General features: G+C 63.5%; 14 protein-coding genes. 9 read left to right on the plus strand and 5 right to left on the minus strand.

Features of this window, described 5'->3' with window-relative positions; genetic code table 11:
• Nucleotides 1-26 precede the first annotated feature (26 nt).
• The gene (locus ACM6JM_RS06990; RefSeq protein ID WP_414881533.1) at nucleotides 27-2,909 is read left to right on the plus strand and encodes an ATP-binding protein; all 2,883 of its coding nucleotides are present in this window, start codon (nucleotides 27-29) and stop codon (nucleotides 2,907-2,909) included.
• Here the strand turns inward: ACM6JM_RS06990 and ACM6JM_RS06995 are convergent.
• The 3 genes from ACM6JM_RS06995 to ACM6JM_RS07005 form a co-directional block, all read right to left on the minus strand.
• Nucleotides 2,896-3,510: a response regulator transcription factor gene (locus tag ACM6JM_RS06995; protein WP_064595622.1), complete on the minus strand. Its 615-nt coding sequence runs from the start codon at nucleotides 3,508-3,510 to the stop codon at nucleotides 2,896-2,898. The two genes, ACM6JM_RS06990 and ACM6JM_RS06995, sit on opposite strands and share 14 nt — an antisense overlap.
• 78 nt (nucleotides 3,511-3,588) lie before the next feature.
• The gene (locus ACM6JM_RS07000; RefSeq protein WP_007958533.1) at nucleotides 3,589-3,960 is read right to left on the minus strand and encodes a response regulator; all 372 of its coding nucleotides are present in this window, start codon (nucleotides 3,958-3,960) and stop codon (nucleotides 3,589-3,591) included.
• Nucleotides 3,960-5,921, minus strand: coding sequence for a PAS domain-containing protein (locus ACM6JM_RS07005; protein WP_414881534.1), 1,962 nt, complete (start codon nucleotides 5,919-5,921; stop codon nucleotides 3,960-3,962). The genes ACM6JM_RS07000 and ACM6JM_RS07005 overlap by 1 nt, the downstream gene beginning before the upstream one ends.
• Nucleotides 5,922-6,260: 339 nt before the next feature.
• Here ACM6JM_RS07005 and ACM6JM_RS07010 point away from each other — a divergent pair, with 339 nt between their 5' ends.
• Nucleotides 6,261-7,226, plus strand: a complete 966-nt coding sequence (locus ACM6JM_RS07010; protein ID WP_414881535.1) for a quinone oxidoreductase family protein — start codon at nucleotides 6,261-6,263, stop codon at nucleotides 7,224-7,226.
• Here ACM6JM_RS07010 and ACM6JM_RS07015 read toward each other — a convergent pair.
• Nucleotides 7,213-8,442 (minus strand): MFS transporter, encoded by a 1,230-nt coding sequence (locus ACM6JM_RS07015; protein WP_414881536.1) that lies wholly within the window; start codon nucleotides 8,440-8,442, stop codon nucleotides 7,213-7,215. The two genes, ACM6JM_RS07010 and ACM6JM_RS07015, sit on opposite strands and share 14 nt — an antisense overlap.
• Nucleotides 8,443-8,658: 216 nt before the next feature.
• On the opposite strand from ACM6JM_RS07015, the gene ACM6JM_RS07020 reads away from it, so the two are divergent.
• The 4 genes from ACM6JM_RS07020 to ACM6JM_RS07035 all read left to right on the plus strand — a co-directional run bounded on the left by ACM6JM_RS07020 (nucleotide 8,659) and on the right by ACM6JM_RS07035 (nucleotide 12,458).
• The gene (locus ACM6JM_RS07020; RefSeq protein ID WP_414881537.1) at nucleotides 8,659-9,993 is read left to right on the plus strand and encodes an epoxide hydrolase family protein; all 1,335 of its coding nucleotides are present in this window, start codon (nucleotides 8,659-8,661) and stop codon (nucleotides 9,991-9,993) included.
• Between the two features lie 86 nt (nucleotides 9,994-10,079).
• On the plus strand, nucleotides 10,080-11,123 hold the full coding sequence (locus tag ACM6JM_RS07025) for an alpha/beta fold hydrolase (RefSeq protein ID WP_210709458.1): 1,044 nt from the start codon (nucleotides 10,080-10,082) through the stop codon (nucleotides 11,121-11,123).
• Between the two features lie 24 nt (nucleotides 11,124-11,147).
• On the plus strand, nucleotides 11,148-11,657 hold the full coding sequence (locus ACM6JM_RS07030; RefSeq protein WP_103386289.1) for a cytochrome P460 family protein: 510 nt from the start codon (nucleotides 11,148-11,150) through the stop codon (nucleotides 11,655-11,657).
• A 24-nt stretch (nucleotides 11,658-11,681) separates the two neighbouring features.
• Nucleotides 11,682-12,458, plus strand: a complete 777-nt coding sequence (locus ACM6JM_RS07035; protein ID WP_414881538.1) for an alpha/beta fold hydrolase — start codon at nucleotides 11,682-11,684, stop codon at nucleotides 12,456-12,458.
• A 46-nt stretch (nucleotides 12,459-12,504) separates the two neighbouring features.
• On the opposite strand, the gene ACM6JM_RS07040 is transcribed toward ACM6JM_RS07035, so the two are convergent.
• A complete protein-coding gene (locus ACM6JM_RS07040; RefSeq protein WP_074690720.1) occupies nucleotides 12,505-13,719 on the minus strand; it encodes a CynX/NimT family MFS transporter in 1,215 nt (404 codons plus the stop codon).
• Nucleotides 13,720-13,852: 133 nt separating this feature from the next.
• Here ACM6JM_RS07040 and ACM6JM_RS07045 point away from each other — a divergent pair, with 133 nt between their 5' ends.
• The 3 genes from ACM6JM_RS07045 to ACM6JM_RS07055 all read left to right on the plus strand — a co-directional run bounded on the left by ACM6JM_RS07045 (nucleotide 13,853) and on the right by ACM6JM_RS07055 (nucleotide 17,036).
• On the plus strand, nucleotides 13,853-14,668 hold the full coding sequence (locus tag ACM6JM_RS07045; RefSeq protein WP_039771046.1) for an AraC family transcriptional regulator: 816 nt from the start codon (nucleotides 13,853-13,855) through the stop codon (nucleotides 14,666-14,668).
• 134 nt (nucleotides 14,669-14,802) lie between these two features.
• Complete coding sequence (locus ACM6JM_RS07050; RefSeq protein WP_039771048.1) at nucleotides 14,803-15,552, plus strand: creatininase family protein; 750 nt, start codon at nucleotides 14,803-14,805, stop codon at nucleotides 15,550-15,552.
• 65 nt (nucleotides 15,553-15,617) lie between these two features.
• Nucleotides 15,618-17,036: an aldehyde dehydrogenase family protein gene (locus tag ACM6JM_RS07055; RefSeq protein ID WP_074690721.1), complete on the plus strand. Its 1,419-nt coding sequence runs from the start codon at nucleotides 15,618-15,620 to the stop codon at nucleotides 17,034-17,036.
• Nucleotides 17,037-17,050 lie beyond the last annotated feature (14 nt).

Consider the following 17,050-nt stretch of genomic DNA (forward strand, 5'->3'; position numbering starts at 1 on the left):
TACGTTTTTTAGAGAGATCGATCCTCGTGGAGTCTTTTCCGGACGCATTGCACGAATCCCTCACGACCCAATTCATTTTCGGTCCGTTCTGTGTCGTTCCAGGCAAACGGCTGCTGACCCGCAACGGGGTGGCGGTCGAGATCGGCGGGCGGGCACTGGATCTGTTGATCGCCTTGCTCGAGCAACCGGGACGGGTGCTGTCCAAGTACGACCTGATCGACAAGGTGTGGCCCGACAGCGTGGTGGCCGAAGGCAGCCTGCGTTTTCACATGACCGGCCTGCGGCGGATTCTCGGGGATGGCGAGGAACAGGCGCGTTACATCGCGACCCAGGTGGGCGTGGGTTATGCCTTCGTCGCGCCGCTGGAAAGAAAACAGGCCGCTGTGCAACCGGCGCCCATCGCGACCCGAACTGCCGAGGGCGTCTGCAGTCTGCCGCCCCGGGCGAAACTGATCGGCCGCGAGACCGACCTGCAACTGGTCATCGACCACATGCAGCAACCGAGGCTGTTTACCATCGTCGGCCCCGGCGGCGTCGGCAAGACCAGCCTGGCCATCGAAGTGGCGCACCGCATCGCCGCCCAGGGTTATGAGCGCGTCAGTTTCGTCGATTTGGCGCAAGTGGAAGACTGCGCGCTGGTGCCGTCGGCGCTGGCCCGATCGCTGGACATCCCGGTGCAGGCGGAAGACCCGATGTTTGTACTGCTCGCGCATTTGCGTGAGCAGCGGCTGATGCTGGTGATCGACAACTGCGAACACCTTATCGACGCGGTGTCGACGCTCCTGGAGCAGATCAGCGACACCGCGCCGCAGGTCGGGGTTCTGGCCACCAGTCGCGAGCCGCTGCGGGTGCGTGGCGAACACGTGCACTGGCTCAATCCGCTGGAATTTCCCCGTGAGCCGCAACACCTCTCGGTTGCGGAGTTGCTGGCATTTCCGGCCATCAAGCTGTTTGTCGAACGTGCATCGTCGAGCAACGCCGCGCTGTTGCTGGAAGCGGGCGGAGGGCAAATGATTGCGGACATTTGCCAGCGGCTGGAGGGCATGGCGCTGCCGATCGAACTGGCGGCGATGCGGGTCGCGAGCCACGGATTGAAGGCCACCCACGCGCTGCTCGGCGAGCGCTTCTCCCTGGGCTGGTCGGGGCGCAGAACTGCCGTGCCACGGCATCAGACCCTGCGTGCCATGCTCGACTGGAGTTATGACCTGCTGTCGCTGCAGGAGCGCCTGGCGCTGGAGCGGTTCTCGGTCTTCGTCGGGCCGTTTTCCCAGGAGGCTGCCGCTCAGGTGGTTGCCGAATCGCAACACGAAAGCGCCACGGCGGCGGCGATCCTTGACGATCTGGTGTGCAAGGGGCTGGTCACGGTCGATCACAGCGACTCGACGGATTCGTATCGCTTGCTGGAGATGACCCGTGCCTACGCCCGGGAAAAACTGGCGGCGCGGGGAGAGGCCGAGGTCAATGCGCTGGCGTTCCGGCACGCGGCGTTTTACATGGATCTGCTCGGCCATCTGGGGACTGCGCCCGACGAAATTTTCCGTCACTCGGCGCGTCTGGCCAGCCAGTTGGGCAACGTTCGCGGTGCGCTGGAATGGAGCTTCGGGCCCCACGGCGATCCGGGACTGGCGTTGCCGCTGGCGGCTGCGAGCGCGCCGTTGTTCCTGCATTTTTCCTTGCTGGTCGAGTGCCGCACCTGGTGCTCCCGGGCGGTGGAACTGCTGGAACTGGGGTACTACGGCACGCCCACCGAAATGGAACTGCAAGCCGCGCTCGGTCTGGTCCTGATGTTCACCCGAGGCAACAGTGAAGCCGCCGAAAAAGCCTTGCTCCGGGCGCAGGACATTGCCGTCGCGCTGAACGACTACGGCTCACAGCTGAGGTTGCTGGGCCGCTTGCAGATATTCTACGAGCGCATCGGTGATTTCCCGTCGTCGCTGGCCTGGGCGGAGCAGGCCGCGGTGGTCGGCAACATCCTCAACGAGCCCGCCGCCATCGCGATTGCCGCATCGCTGACCGGCATCTCCCATCATCTGCTCGGCAATCAGCGTCTGGCCCGCCAGGAACTGGAAAGCTCGCTGCGCAACAGCTTGCCGTCCCATCCCAGCAACACGATTTACTACGGCTTCGATCACCGCAATCGCACGGGCCTGGCGCTGGCGCGGTCACTCTGGCTGCAGGGTTATCCCGATCAGGCCCGGCGCTTGGCCGAGCAGATCGAGGCCGAAGCATTCGCGCTGCAGCATCCGGTCACTTACTGCATCGCCATGGTCTGGATCTTGTGCATCTATATCTGGACCGGTGATCTGGCGAAGGCCACCGCGAGCCTCGAGCGGTTCAGCGCCATCGCCGAAACCAACGCACTCGGCCCTTACATTGCCGCCTGCCACGGGTTGCGAGCGGCGATCGCCATCCGCGCCGAGGAGCCCGGCGAAGCAGTTGCCATGCTGGAGGAAAGTCTGGCGCGGTTGCGGGGCATGCGTTACGAACTGCTCACGACCTCATTCGAAATCGCACTGGCCGAAGGCCTGATTCTGGTGGGCCAACACCCAAAGGCACTGACCCTGGTCGACGGCACCATCGATCACTGCCGCCGAAGCGGTGATGCCTTTGCGCTGCCGGAATTACTGCGAATCAAGGTCGGTATTCTCAAGGTCATCCAGGCCGATGATGAGCAGGCCATGTTGGCGGTTCTTGAGGATTCCATTGCGCTGAGTCGCGAGCAGGGCGCGTGGGCGTGGGAGTTGCGATCATCGATGGATCTGGCCCGGTTCTGGCTTGAACAGGGTCAACCGGATCAGGCCCGGACGTTGCTCGGTGCCTGCCGCGAGCGGGCTTCGGAAGGCTTCGACAGTCTTGATCTGCGTCGGCTGGAAAGCTTCTGGCAGAGCCTGCACGCTACTCCGGCGTAATCAGGGCGGCCATTTTCACCAGGTCCGCCAGCGAACGGGCCTTCATCTTGCGCATCACCTTGCCGCGATGGGCCTTGACGGTGATTTCGCTGATGTTGAGATCGGCGGCAATCAGCTTGTTCAGCCGTCCGCTGACCACCGAGGCCATGATTTCCTGCTCGCGCGGCGTCAGGGTCTTGTAGGCCTCGAGCAGTGCGCGCAGATTCTTTTCCCCCTCAAGCGCCACGCGACTGCTTTGCAGCGCATCGGCCATGGCGCTGAGGATCACCTCGTCGTTGAACGGTTTGGTCAGAAACTCCACCGCGCCGGCCTTCAGGGCCCGCACCGTGCGCGGAATATCGCCGTAGCCGGTGATGAAGATGATCGGCATGTTGTGGCGCTCATCGGCCAGGGCGGTCTGCAGATCCAGGCCGTTCAGGTCGGGCAGGTTGATGTCCAGCACCAGACAACTGGGCACCAGCGCCCGGGGCGCGTCGAGAAAATCCTGGGCGGACTCGAACAGCCGTGGCTGCCAACCGGCGAAGCGGATCATCAGTTCGAGCGACTCGCGCACGGAAATGTCGTCATCAACAACGAATACGACGGGCGTGACATCACTCATCGGTAATGCTCCACGGGAAGGGGCGATTGCGTTGTTCGCGTTCAACATGTCGATTCCTTGTTCTGTTCGGCTTCACGCTCAGTCGAGGGGCAGGGCGGCGCTCAGGGCCTTGAGCAATTGGGCTTCGCTGAACGGTTTGAACAGGCACTCCACGGCGCCACTGTTCAGCAGCTTCGCCTGTTCGCTGGCGTCGCCGTGCGCGGTGATGAAAATCACCGGAATGCGATAGTCACGCCGCAGCAACTCCCGTTGCAGTTCCGGGCCCGACATCCCCGGCATGGCCACGTCGAGAATCAGGCAATGAGTCAGATCCAGATAGGGCGATGCCAGAAAGGCCTGCGCCGAGGCAAACGCCTGCACGGCAAAGCCGAACTCCTTGATCAGGTCAGGCAGTGATTCACGAACCGATTCGTCGTCATCGACCACCGATACGAGCAAATGCGTACCCATCAATCATTCTCCACGGTGCGATCGGCGAGGTCGCGGTTATCGGTTTGCGGCAAGTCCGTCGAATGCGGGATGGCAAAGGTAAACGTCGTACCCGGGCCGTCGTTGGCGCTGGCCCACAGCTTCCCATCGTGGCGCTCGATGATTGAGCGGCTGATGGACAGGCCGACGCCCATACCCGAGCTTTTGGTGGTGTAGAACGCATTGAAAATGCGCTCGATGTCCTGCGGATCGACGCCGTTGCCGCTGTCTTTCACCGCCAGGTAAACGCTCTCGTCCGAGCCCAGACCGGTGCTGACGATCAATTGCCGGGGCCGGCCATGGATTGCACTCATGGCCTCGGCGGCATTCATGATCAGGTTGAGGATCACCTGCTGCAGCTGGACCCGGTCGCCCCTGACCAGCGGCAGGGCTTCGGCAAATTGCGGATGAAGCACCACGCCGTTGCGTTGCAGTTCGCCCAGCAGCATGGCGATGACTTCCCGTGCCGCGTCATTCAGATTGACGTTTTCAAGGGTGATGCTTTTTTTCGAGAACAACGCCCGCAGTCGATTGATCACATCGGCCGCACGGTTGCCGTCGCGAATGGTGCGGCGCGCGGTTTCCCTGGCGCCGTCGACATTCGGCGGGTCGGCGCCGAGCATGCGCAGGCAGGTGCTGGCGTTAGTGATGATGCCGGCCAGCGGTTGATTGACCTCGTGGGCAATCGACGCCGTGACCGCGCCAAGGCTGGCGACCCTGGCCAGGTGCGTCAGTTCCGAGCGCGCCTTGCTCAAGACCTCTTCGGCGAGCCGGCGCTGGGTGATGTCCTGCAGGGCGGCGATGTATTCGAAGCCGTCCGGCGCATGGGCGATCGAGTGTGCCACCAGCCGCACGTATTTCACCGTGCCGTCGGGCATCAGCAGCCGGTGCTCGTGTTCGAAGTCGCGCCCCTTGCGGCGCTGGCGCTTGATCATCTCCCGATGGCTGGAGATGTCGTCCGGGTGCACGCGGCGATAGATCGCCTCGAAGCCGGGCGGGGTGTCCGGGTCCAGTTCAAGGATGCGGTAGACCTCGTCCGACCAGGTGATCTCGTCGGTGCTCACCCGCCAGGAAAACGTACCGGTGGCGCTCAGGCGTTGGGCCTTGGCCAGAAAGACTTCCGCCCGTTTGCGGTCTTCGATGTCGGTGTTTTCGCCATACCAGCGCACGACGCGCCCCGTGTCATCGCGCTGGGGTACGGCACGGATCAGGAACCAGCGGTAAACGCCGTCGAAGCGTCTCAGTCGGGCCTCGTATTCACCGGCGTTGCCCGATTGCAGAATCCCTTGCCAATAAACCGCCAGGCCCGGTGCGTCGTCGGGGTGGATGGACGCCGTCCAGCCGTCACCGCAGGCTTGTTCGACGGACATGCCGGTGTAGTCGCACCAGCGCTGATTGACGAAGCCGACGTTGCCTTCCGGCGAGGCGCTCCAGACAAAACCGGGAACGGCGTCGATGATCCCGCGCAGACGTTCTTCCGACGCGCTGACTTCGGCCAGGGCACTGGCGATCAAGGCCTTGTCCCGGCGGCGCTCATCGATATCGACCTGCAGCACGCACCAGCGGGTGATGGTGCCTGCACTGTCTCTGATCGGCAGGCCGCGCACATGGAACCAGCGATAGACACCGTCGGCGCGGCGAATCCGGTGCTCGTTCTCATAGGGCGTGCCGGTACTGACCGAGTGCATCCAGGCAGCGATGACCGAGGGCAGGTCGTCCGGGTGCACGGTCTCGCTGGCCTGCCAGTTTTTCAGTTCATGCAGCGGGGCGCCGATGTACTCCATGATTTGCCGGTTGACCTGTTCCAGCTCACCGGACGGCGTCATGAAGGCGACCATGGCCGGGATGCTGTCGATGATCGAGTCGATCCCCGGCGCCGGCATGACCGCGTCACCCGCGCGGCCTGGATCGTCCTCGATGACGCGCTCCTGCTCGTTCGTCATACCGATTCTCATTGTGTGCAGTCACCGTTGAACAAAGATGCGCCTTCGGATGGCACTCGCCCATCATACTTTGGTGTCGCCCGTGGCGAATATCGGCCGACATTGCACACTGCGATGGGCATCACAGGTGGCGCTTTTGTAAGCCACTGTATCTACGCCCCCCCAAGCCATACAAGGATGCAAACGGACCTGTCTGCGAAAACGCGTGGATACATCCGCCGCGCAGCCTTGGCCCTGGTTTCAACGTCCTTCGACGTTGAGTGAAAGCAACGTGACGTCCGCGCTCCTGCCACCCGAAAGGCAGCAGGACCGGTCGTCCCGATGACAGGGCAGAACATGATGAAAGCAGTGGTTATCCAGGCCTTTGGCGGGCCCGAAGTGTTGACGGTGCAGGACATTCAACTGGCAGAACCGGGGCCCGGACAAGTCCTGGTCAAGGTCATGGCGGCGGGTATCAATTTCATGGACACCGGTGCCCGACGCGGGCTCGGCGCTGCCTGGGAACTGCCGCTGACGCTGGGTGCAGAAGGCGCCGGCGTCGTCCTGGCCAGCGGCCCGCAGGTGACGGAGTTCGCTGTCGGTGACCGCGTGGCCTGGCATTACGTGCCGGGCAGCTACGCCGAACAGGTGATCGCCCCGGTCAGCCAGTTGGTGCCGTTGCCCGATGAGATCGACTTCGCCACCGCCGCCAGCCTGATGATGCAGGGCCTGACCGCCAGCAATCTGGTGGACAAGGTGCATGCGATCCAGCCGGGTGACGTAGCCTTGGTGCATGCGGCGGCGGGGGGCGTGGGGCTGATGCTGACCCAGTTGATCAAGCTGCTGGGCGGCAAGGTCATAGGCCGGGTTTCTCATGCCGACAAGGTCGAGGCGGTGCTCGCGGCGGGGGCGGACTATGTGGTGATCGGGCGAGCGCAAAACATTGCCGCCCAGGTCATGCGCCTGACCGACGGGCAGCGGGTGAATGTGGTGTACGACGGCACCGGCGCGGAGGGGTTTGCCGACTCGCTGGAGCTGCTGGATTACTTCGGCACCCTGGCCTTGTACGGGCCGTTCATGAACCCGACCCCGCCGATCGATATCTTCAGCGTGCCGCGCAGCATCAAGCTGACGTATCCCTCGGTCATGCACTACGTGCGCAACCGCGAGGTGCTGCTGGAAAAATCCCGGCAACTGTTCGCATGGGTCAGTGCCGGCAAACTGAAAGCCGTGATCGGCAAGCGTTATTCACTGGATGATGCGCAACAGGCCCATCGCGATATCGAGTCGCGCAACACGACGGGCAAGCTGATCATCGTCCCTTGACGCCACGCCAGATCAGCAGGGCCGCCAACACCTGACTACCGGCGAAAAACGTGAACAGGTGTTGTGCGGTCCATCCGGCATCCAGCAGAAACCCGGCGACCACCGGCGAAATGATCGCCCCCAGACGCCCCGTCGCCAGCACCACGCCGACGCCGGTCGTGCGGACCGACGTGCAGAACGCTTGAGGGGCCAGGACATACAGAGCCGCGACTGCACCATTGAGCATCAGCCCCAGCGTGACCGCCACTAGTGTCGCCAGACCGGGGACGCGAGTGGCCGGCAGCATCAATGGCAGCAGGGCGGCGTTGAGCAGCAGAAAACCCGACAGCAAACGTCGGCAACCGTAACGATTGGCCGCCAGACCCAGAAGCAGGGCGCCGAGCATGCCGCCAAACGCCAATAACACCCCGATCCGGGCGCCTTGCCGATCGGTAAAACCGTTGTGGACCAGCAGGCTCGGGGTCCAGCTCATGACGAAGTAAAAGCAGAACATCAGCAGAAAGAGTGCCAGCGCCAGCGATAGAGTCTGTTGCCATTGACCGGGCGAAAACGGCCGGCTGACGTCGTCAGGCGACAGTGGAGGAATAGGCGCGCGGTGTTCAAGTGCCAGAAATGACGGCGATTCTCGCAGCCAGAAGACACCGACCAATGCCGCCGCCAGCGTGATGCAACCCCCGGCCAGAAAGACATACCGCCAGCCCATCAAATCATTCAATACATGGGCCAGCACACCGCCCAGACTGGCGCCCATCGCAAAGGCGAGGGATTGCAGTGCGATCGCCAGATTGCGTCGCTGCGGACCGGCGTGTTCGAACGTCAGCACGTTCGCCCCCACCAGCACTGCCCCCGTGCCGATGCCGGTCAGCAAACGCAGGAACATCAACACGTGATGATCCGGGCTCCAGAACGACAGCAACATGCTCAGGCCGCTGAGCAGCAGGCCGGCGAGCAACAAAGGCCTGCGCCCGAAGCGGTCGGCCCTGGGCGCGGCCAGCAGCGAACCGAGCGCCATCCCGACCAGGCTTGCGCTCAACAACAGGCCCAGTTGCGCGCCGCTCAACGCCCATTCGGCCGCAACCCGGCTGGCGGTGAAGGCCATGGCCATCACGTCGAGTCCGTCGATCACGTTGAACAGCATGCACAGCCCGATCACCCACCACGGCGAAGTGGACGATGGTGTGCCGCTCAGGCGTTCGAGCGCTGTTTCCCCACGCATCCGCGATCCTTGTTCCGCTCTGTGATTCAAATGGGTCTTTTCCCCGCCGCATTCTGCCCGTTAACCGCTGCTGAGTTCGAGCGCGATTTTGCACGCCGGGCCAGCGCGTCATACCAAGGTATCGACCGACACCATCGTGTAATCGCCCCGGTGCCAGCGCAGTGGTCTGATCCGATTGGCGATGCCTTTCGAATAATGACTACAAGGAGATCCATCATGGTTGCGGTTTCGTCCGGTCTTACCTGGCGCCATTGCCTGGCGTCATCCATCAGGGGCGGCGCGCTCGGCCTTGCCGTACTCGCTGGCAGTAGCGGCGTCTGGGCCGCGGATCCGGCGCAAGCCATTCGCCCGTACACCATCCATGTGGACGAAGCGAAATTGAGCGACCTGCGCAAACGCATCGCCGACACTCGCTGGCCGGACAAGGAAACGGTCGGCGACGTGTCCCAGGGAGTGCAACTGGCGCAGGTCCAGGCGTTGGTGAAGTATTGGGGCGACGGCTATGACTGGCGCAAGGCTGAAGCGAAGCTCAACGCCTTGCCGGAGTTTGTGACCACCATCGACGGCGTCGACATCCAGTTCATCCATGTGCGTTCGCGCAATCCCAATGCGATGCCGCTGATCCTCACCCACGGCTGGCCGGGTTCGCAGTTCGAATTCCTCAAGACCATCGGCCCGCTGACCGATCCCGTGGCTTATGGCGGCAAGGTCGAGGACTCGTTCGATGTGGTGATCCCGTCGATTCCCGGCCATGGTTTTTCCGGCAAACCGACCGAGCTCGGCTGGGGCCCTGACCGGGTGGCGAAGGCCTGGGATGTGTTGATGAAACGTCTGGGCTACAGCCATTACGTGTCCCAGGGCGGCGATCACGGCTCGGTGATTTCCGATGCGCTGGGTCGCCTGGCGCCGCCCGGTTTGCTGGGTATCCACCTGAACATGCCGGCCACCGTGCCGCCGGAACTGGTCAAGCCGATCAACAGCGGCGATCCGGCCCCGGCAGGGCTGACCGCGCCGGAGGTGACGGCCTTCAATTCGCTCAGCCAGTTCTTCGGTCGCAACGCCGCCTACGGCGCAATGATGGTGACCCGACCGCAGACCATCGGTTATCTGCTGGCCGACTCGCCCGCCGGCACGGCCGCGTGGATGTATGAAAAATTCGCCGCGTGGACCGACAGCGACGGTCAGCCCGAGAAGGTCCTGAGCCGCGATGAAATGCTCGACGACATCAGCCTGTACTGGCTGACCGACAGCGGGGCGTCGTCCTCCCGTTTCTACTGGGAGAACAACAACAATAACTTCAGCGCCGCCGCGCAGAAGACTGCCGACATCAAGGTGCCGGTGGCGATCACCGTGTTCCCCCACGAAATCTACCGGGCGCCGAAAGTCTGGTCGCAGCGCGCCTATCCGTCGCTGGCCTACTTCAGTGAAGTCAGCAAGGGCGGTCACTTCGCGGCATGGGAGCAACCGCAACTGTTCAGCGAAGAACTGCGCGAAGCCTTCCGGCCACTGCGCGCGGCCGCGCAGAAGACCACTGCGCAGGCAGCCCGCTGACCCTGCAATCCGCAAGCACTTCAACCCTAAGCCCTTGACCACAAAGCCCGGAACCGCCGCCCGGCGGTTCACGAGGGAGACCCGGCATGACTGACTCTAACGCTGTAACCCCATCCCGGCGCGTGCTCGCCGGTTCGATCCTGGCGCTTGCGCTGGGCATCGCCTCGGCATTCGCCAGCGCCGCCGAAGTGCCCGCCGGCAAGATCGACGCCATTACCGCCGGCACCCACGTTTCGTTCGGCGCGCTGAAACACGTCAAGGCCGGATTGCTCGACGTGTCCTACGCCGAAGTCGGTCCCGCCGACGGTCCGGTGGTCATCCTGCTGCACGGCTGGCCCTACGATATTCACAGCTACACCGACGTGGCGCCGGCACTGGCGCAGAAAGGCTATCGGGTGCTGATCCCTTACGCGCGCGGCTATGGCGACACGCGTTTCCTGTCTGCCAAAACCGTGCGCAACGGCCAGCCGGCGGCGCTGGCCAAAGATCTGATCGACTTCATGGACGCCCTGAAGATCAAGCAGGCCGTGCTCGGTGGTTATGACTGGGGCGCGCGTACCGCCGACATCGTTGCAGCGCTCTGGCCCGAGCGGGTGAAGGCGCTGGTGGCGGTGAGCGGTTACCTGATCGGCAGCCAGGACGCCGGCAAGACGCCGCTGCCGCCGGCGGCGGAGTTGCAGTGGTGGTATCAGTTCTACTTTGCGACCGAGCGTGGCCGTCTGGGCTATGAAAAGAACACCCACGACTTCGCCAAACTGATCTGGCAGCTGGCCTCGCCGAAGTGGAACTTCGACGACGCGACTTACGAGCGCAGCGCCGCCGCGTTGCAGAATCCGGATCACGTCGCCGTGTCGATCTTCAACTACCGCTGGCGCCTGGGGCTGATCAAAGGGGAAGCGCAATACGATCCGCTGGAGAAAAAACTCGCGGCATTCCCCTCGATCAGCGTGCCGACCATCACCCTCGAAGGCGACGCCAATGGTGCGCCGCATCCACCGGCCGAGGCCTACGCCAAACGCTTTACCGGCAAGTACGAGTACCGGCTGATCAGCGGCGGTATCGGCCACAACCTGCCGCAGGAAGCGCCGCAGGCGTTCGCCCAGGCGGTGATCGATGCCGATCATCTCTGATTGCCGGCCGAAGGGGATCCGACCATGAAATTCAACCATTGGGCCGTGCTGCCAGCGGCCATTGCGCTCGCGGCACTGGCGGCCACCGGTGTCGCGTTGGGCGAGGCCGATGACGGCGATGCCTCGCCGATCTACGGCGTGAAGCTGCCGAAAAACTATCGGCAGTGGGCGCTGATTGCCCCGGCCCAGGAAGCCGCGCCGCTGGATGAACTGCGTGCGGTGCTGGGCAATGACCGGGCGATCAAGGCTTACCAGAGCGCGACGTTGCCGTTTCCCGACGGCACGGTGCTGGTGAAGCTGGCGTGGAAACACGTGCAGTCGCCGGAATTCGAACCGGCCTCGATTCCGGGGGCGGCCACCACCGTTCAGGTGATGGTCAAGGACTCGCGCAAATACGCCTCGACCGGTGGCTGGGGATTCGGCCGTTTCATCAACGGCAAACCCGCCGACGAAGCCCAGCACCAGACCTGCTTTGCCTGCCATCAGGCGCGGGTGCAGAACCACGATTTTGTCTTCACCCGATACGCCCCTTGAATCCGTCATACGAGGAAACTCCACATGAAAAAAACACTGACAGCGTTGAGCATTGCCGCTGGCCTGTGCCTGGGCGCCAATGCCTTCGCCCAAACCGCCAAACCCACGGTCGTGCTGGTGCACGGCGCATTTGCCGACGCGTCGAGCTGGAACGGCGTGGCGAAGATTCTCGAGAAGGACGGCTACACGGTGATCGCCGCCGCCAATCCGCTGCGCGGCGTCAAGAGCGATGGCGCAGCGGTATCGGCCTTGCTGAGCAGCATCCAGTCGCCGGTGGTGCTGGTCGGTCATTCCTATGGCGGCAACGTCATCAGTGATGCGGCCAACGATCATGCCAATATCAAAGCGCTGGTCTACGTCAGCGCGTTTGCCCCAGAGGCCGGTGAAACCGTCGCCGGGCTGGCCGGCAAGTTTCCCGGCAGCACCCTCGGGCCAACGCTGGCGCCACCCGTTGCGCTGGCCGATGGCGGCAAGGACTTGTACATCCAGCAGAGCAAGTTCCACGACCAGTTCGCCGCCGATGTCCCGGCTGCACAAGCGGCGCTGATGGCGGCTACTCAACGTCCGGTCACCGAAGCGGCGCTGAACGAGCAGGCCGGAACGCCGGCCTGGAAGCACATTCCGTCGTGGTACATCTACGGCGACAAGGACAAGAACATCCCGCCCCAGGCGATGGCGTTCATGGCCAAGCGTGCAGATGCCAAGGCCGTTGAGGTGGTGAAGGGCGCGTCGCACGTGGTGATGGTGTCGAATCCGGCACCGGTGGCGCGGCTGATTGAAAAAGCCGCGGCGGCCAACTGAAACCCTGCGACGTGCCGAGGCGCGTCGCAGGTCTGTCACCCCCCGCTCAGGCAACGGACACCTGCGGCGAAGTTGCCGGTGCCAGTCTGAGCAGGGGGGTGATGCCGAGCATCAACAGCAGTACCGCGAACAGCAAGGTGTACGCCGGGCCGTAGTGTCCGGCGTATTCGCGCAGGGCACCGAACAGCAGCGGCCCGAGCGCGGCGATCAGGTAACCGATGAACAACATGAACACCGTCCACAATCCGGCCTGTTCGCTGGTGCGGGCGTGATCCAGCGGCAAGGTCATGGCCACGGTGAAGCCCATGCCCAGGCCGATGGCCGCGAGCACCACATACAGCATCGGCCAGTACGCCGGCAGGAACGCCATCCCGCCCACCCCGAGCAGGGCCAGCAACGCCGACAGCCCAAGCAAACCGCGCCGGTCGTGGGCCTTGCCCGGAATCAGCCCCGCACCGACGCTGGCCACGGCGAACACCGCCGTAAAAATGCCCAGCAGGACGCCCGGGGAAACACTCGATGTGGCCGCTTCCACCGAGGCGGGCGCCATCCAGGCGAAGAGGGCGTAGACCACGAATTGCCCGGCACCGAAATTCAACGCGATCAGCCAGGCCTGCGGATTGCCCCAGGGCAGGCGTTTGCTCGGGCTCGATGGCGATTTCACGGTGGGCGCCGGTGTCGCAAAACGCCGTGCCATCCACACCCAACTGGCGATGGCGGTGAGGCACAGCACGCTCCAGACTCCGGCGCTGACTCGCCAGTCTTGCGCCAGCTCGGCAATCGGTGCGCTGAGCACCGCCGCGAGGGTCGCGCCCAGACTCAAGCCGCCGGCATAGATGCCCATGAACAGCGCCGGGCGTTGCGCAAAGTGAGTCTTGATCCACGCGCCGGTCATCGCGCCGGCAACCGCAATGCCGATGCTGGCGAAGAACGTACTGCCGAGCAGGAAGAATGCATTCGGCGAGATCGCCCGCAACAAGGTCGAGGCGCCCAACAACGTCAGGGCGACAACCACACTGCGATCGATCCCGAAGCGCCGGGCCAGGCTCGGAACCACCAGCGCGAACACGCCCATGCAGACGTCGGGAATCGAGGTCAGCAGCGCGGCCTGGGTGTAGCTCAACTGGAAGTGCTGCTGGATCAACAGCAGAATCGGCCCCACCGAAATGATCGGCGGCCGCAGGGCGATGGACAGGATCAGCAGGCCGATCACCGCCGTGACGCTCTGCTGGTGGCCGGAGAGATTGCGGGTGATTGCCATGGGAAAGGCCTCATTGATGAACAATGAGCGCAAGGCTAACAATGGACCGGCCATGGCAAATGCCAGGGTTTGTCGCCAAAGTGACAATCGCCGCTTTAACACGATCAAGGTCTGTTTTCAGGAGACTCCAGCGATGAAGCAGGAGGTGCGCAAGATCATCGCCCAGCGTGATTCCGCGCCGCGCAGCGAACGTTATCCCGATTATCAGGACGTGCCGCGAGTGATGACCGTGCTGGTGCGTGATCAGGCCACCGGCGAATACAACGAGCCGCACGTGCATCGGCACGGGCAGTTGCTGTATGCCTCGAACGGCGTGATGCGGGTGGCCACCGAGCGCGGCTTGTGGATCCTGCCGCCGAAACGGGCGCTGTGGATTCCGCCCGGAATGATCCACGACCAGTTGATGCTGAGCGCGGTCAAGATGCGCTCGATCTACATCGAGCCGCAAGCCTGCGCAGAGCTGGGCCATCACTGCAAAGTACTGGAGATCCCCGGACTGCTGCGCGAGTTGATTCTGGCCCTGGCCGAGCAACCGATCGAATACCCGCAGGAGGGCCGTAACGCACACATCGTGGCCCTGATACTCAGTGAGTTGCAGGCGGCGCGGACGTTGCCGATCGAAGTGCCGTGGCCGCTCGACCGGCGTCTGGTCACTGTGTGCGAGGCGATTCTGCAAGACCCCGGTCAAGACCATTCGATCGGTTACTGGGCTGACCGGGTCGGCGCCAGTTCGCGCACGCTGATACGCCTGTTCGTCAATGAAACCGGTCTGAATTTCCGCCACTGGCTGCAGCAGGTACGGCTGGCGACCGCTATCGATCGGCTCGACAAGGGGCAATCCGTCGGGGTGATTGCCCGGGATCTGGGCTACGCCAGCCAGAGTGCCTTCAGTGCGATGTTCAGGCGAGTGATGGGCGAATCGCCCCGTGAATTTCTCGTTCGCGATTAGCGCGTTTCGGCGATTCCGATACCTTCGTATTCTGTCGTCGAAGGGAGGCGGGTGGTATCAATGACACTGCTGTTGCAGGTGCACTGAACACCCAGCCTCGTTCCGCGAGGAACCTTCGAAGAGTGAGAATCCTGATGCTTTTATACCTATCGACCTGGTCCGAAATCGCCCAATTCCTCGAACGCAGCCGCACCATCGTCATCCCGATCGGTTCCAACGAACAGCACGGGCCGACCGGCCTGCTGGGCACCGACTGGATGTGCCCGGAAATCATCGCCCATGAAGCGCAGAAAAACGCCGATATCCTGATTGCCCCGACCTTCAACATCGGCATGGCGCAACATCACCTCGGCTTCCCCGGCACCATCTCGCTCAGGCCCTCGACGTTCATCGCCGCCATCGCCGACTGGACCCGTTCGCTGGCCGCCCACGGCTTTGAAAAGATCTTTTTCCTCAATGGCCACGGCGGCAACATCGCGTCAATCGAAGCGGCATTTTCGGAGCTGTACGCCGAAGCGAGTTTCGCCCGCCGCAAGGCCGGGTTCGCCCTGAAGCTGTGCAACTGGTGGGATCTGGAAGGGGTGAACGAGCTGGCCCGTGACCAGTTCCCGACCGGCCACGGCATTCATGCCACGCCTTCGGAAATCGCCGTGACCCAATGGGCCTACCCCGATTCCATCAAGTCGGCCGACTATTCGCCGCAGATCGCCAATTGGGGGCCGATCCGGGAAGCGGCGGATTTCCGTGCCCGTCACCCGGACGGCCGCATGGGCTCGGACCCGGCCCAGGCTTCGCCGGAAAAAGGCCGGCAACTGGTGGAAATGGCCGCTCGTGGTCTGGTCCAGGAGGTGCAAGCCTTCAGCCGCGAGTCATTACCCGACTGAACCGTCGCCCTGATCAACGCCCGGATGTTCCGGGCGTTGCTGTTTCAACCCTTGGGAAAATCGCCATGTGGACTATCAAGCACAGCTACATCGATGGTGCGTTCGTGCCCGTTCAGGGCCGCGAAACGATCGAATGCATCAACCCGGCGACGGAGTCCGTCATCGGAACGGTCACCCTGGCCAATCGCGAGGATGCCAGGCAAGCCATCGCCGCCGCCCAGCGTGCGCAAGTCACGATGGGCCGCACCTCGAAAGCCGAGCGCATCGACATGCTCAAGCGCCTGCAGGCGGCGGTGCTGGAGAGCACCGAAGAGATACGCGACACCGCTATCGAGGAATACGGCGCACCGTTGGCCCGTGCGCAATGGGTCAGCCAGTACGCCTCGCAATCCTTCGCCAACGCGGCGCAGATTCTCGAAAACTACGAGCTGGTGCGGCCTGTGGGTCGTGCAAGCGTCGTGATGGAACCGGTCGGGGTGTCCGCGTTGTTCGCCCCCTGGAACAGCACCGCCGGTACGGTGTGCAGCAAACTGGCGGCGGCGATTGCCGGCGGCTGCGCCTCGGTCATCAAGCCGAGCGAACTCAGCCCGTTGCAGACCCAGGTGCTCGCGCTCGCCTTGCACCGTGCGGAACTGCCAAACGGGGTGATCAATATTGTCTTGGGCCGTGGCGGCGAAGTGGGCGACGAGATCAGCACCAGCCCGCACATCGCGAAGATTTCGTTCACCGGTTCCACCGCCACCGGAAAACTCATTGCCCGCGCGGGTATCGAGACCATGAAGCGGGTGAGCCTGTCGCTCACCGGCAAGTCGGCGTCCATCGTGCTCGACGACGCGGATCTCGAGGCGGCCATCCCCATGGCCCTGAATGCCGCCTTCATGAACAACGGTCAGGCCTGTGTCGCCGGCACGCGGCTGTTGGTGCCGCGCGCGCTCCTGCCGCAGGTGATCGAACGGGTAAGAGGCTTGGTCGACGCCATAGTGGTCGGTAATCCCCATGATCCGGCGACGGTCATCGGCCCGTTGGTCAACCAGGCGCAGTTTGATCGCGTGCAGGGTTTTATCCGGCGCGGGCTGGAGCAGGGCGCGCGATTGATCGTCGGCGGGGAGGGCCGGCCTTCCGGGCTGAGCCAGGGCTATTTCGTCAAGCCCACGGTGTTTGCCGACGTCAGCAACGACATGGATATTGCCCGGGAAGAGATCTTCGGCCCGGTGCTGTCGATCATCGCTTATGACGATGAAGAACACGCCATCCGCATCGCCAATGCCAGTGTCTACGGATTGCAGGCGTATGTGTTCACCCGCGAGGCGGAACGGGGCCGACGCATCGCTGCGCGGCTGGAGGCCGGTTCGGTGTTGATCAACCGGATCGCACCGGAGCTGCTGGCGCCGTTTGGCGGGGTCAAACAGTCGGGGATCGGCAGGGAATTTGGCGTGTCCGGGCTGGAGGCGTTTCTTGAAGCGAAAAGCATCGTAGAGGACTGACCACGGCAGCAGGG

The sequence above is a fragment of the Pseudomonas sp. IT-P2 genome (genome assembly GCF_949767575.1).
GTDB lineage: Bacteria > Pseudomonadota > Gammaproteobacteria > Pseudomonadales > Pseudomonadaceae > Aquipseudomonas > Aquipseudomonas pharyngis.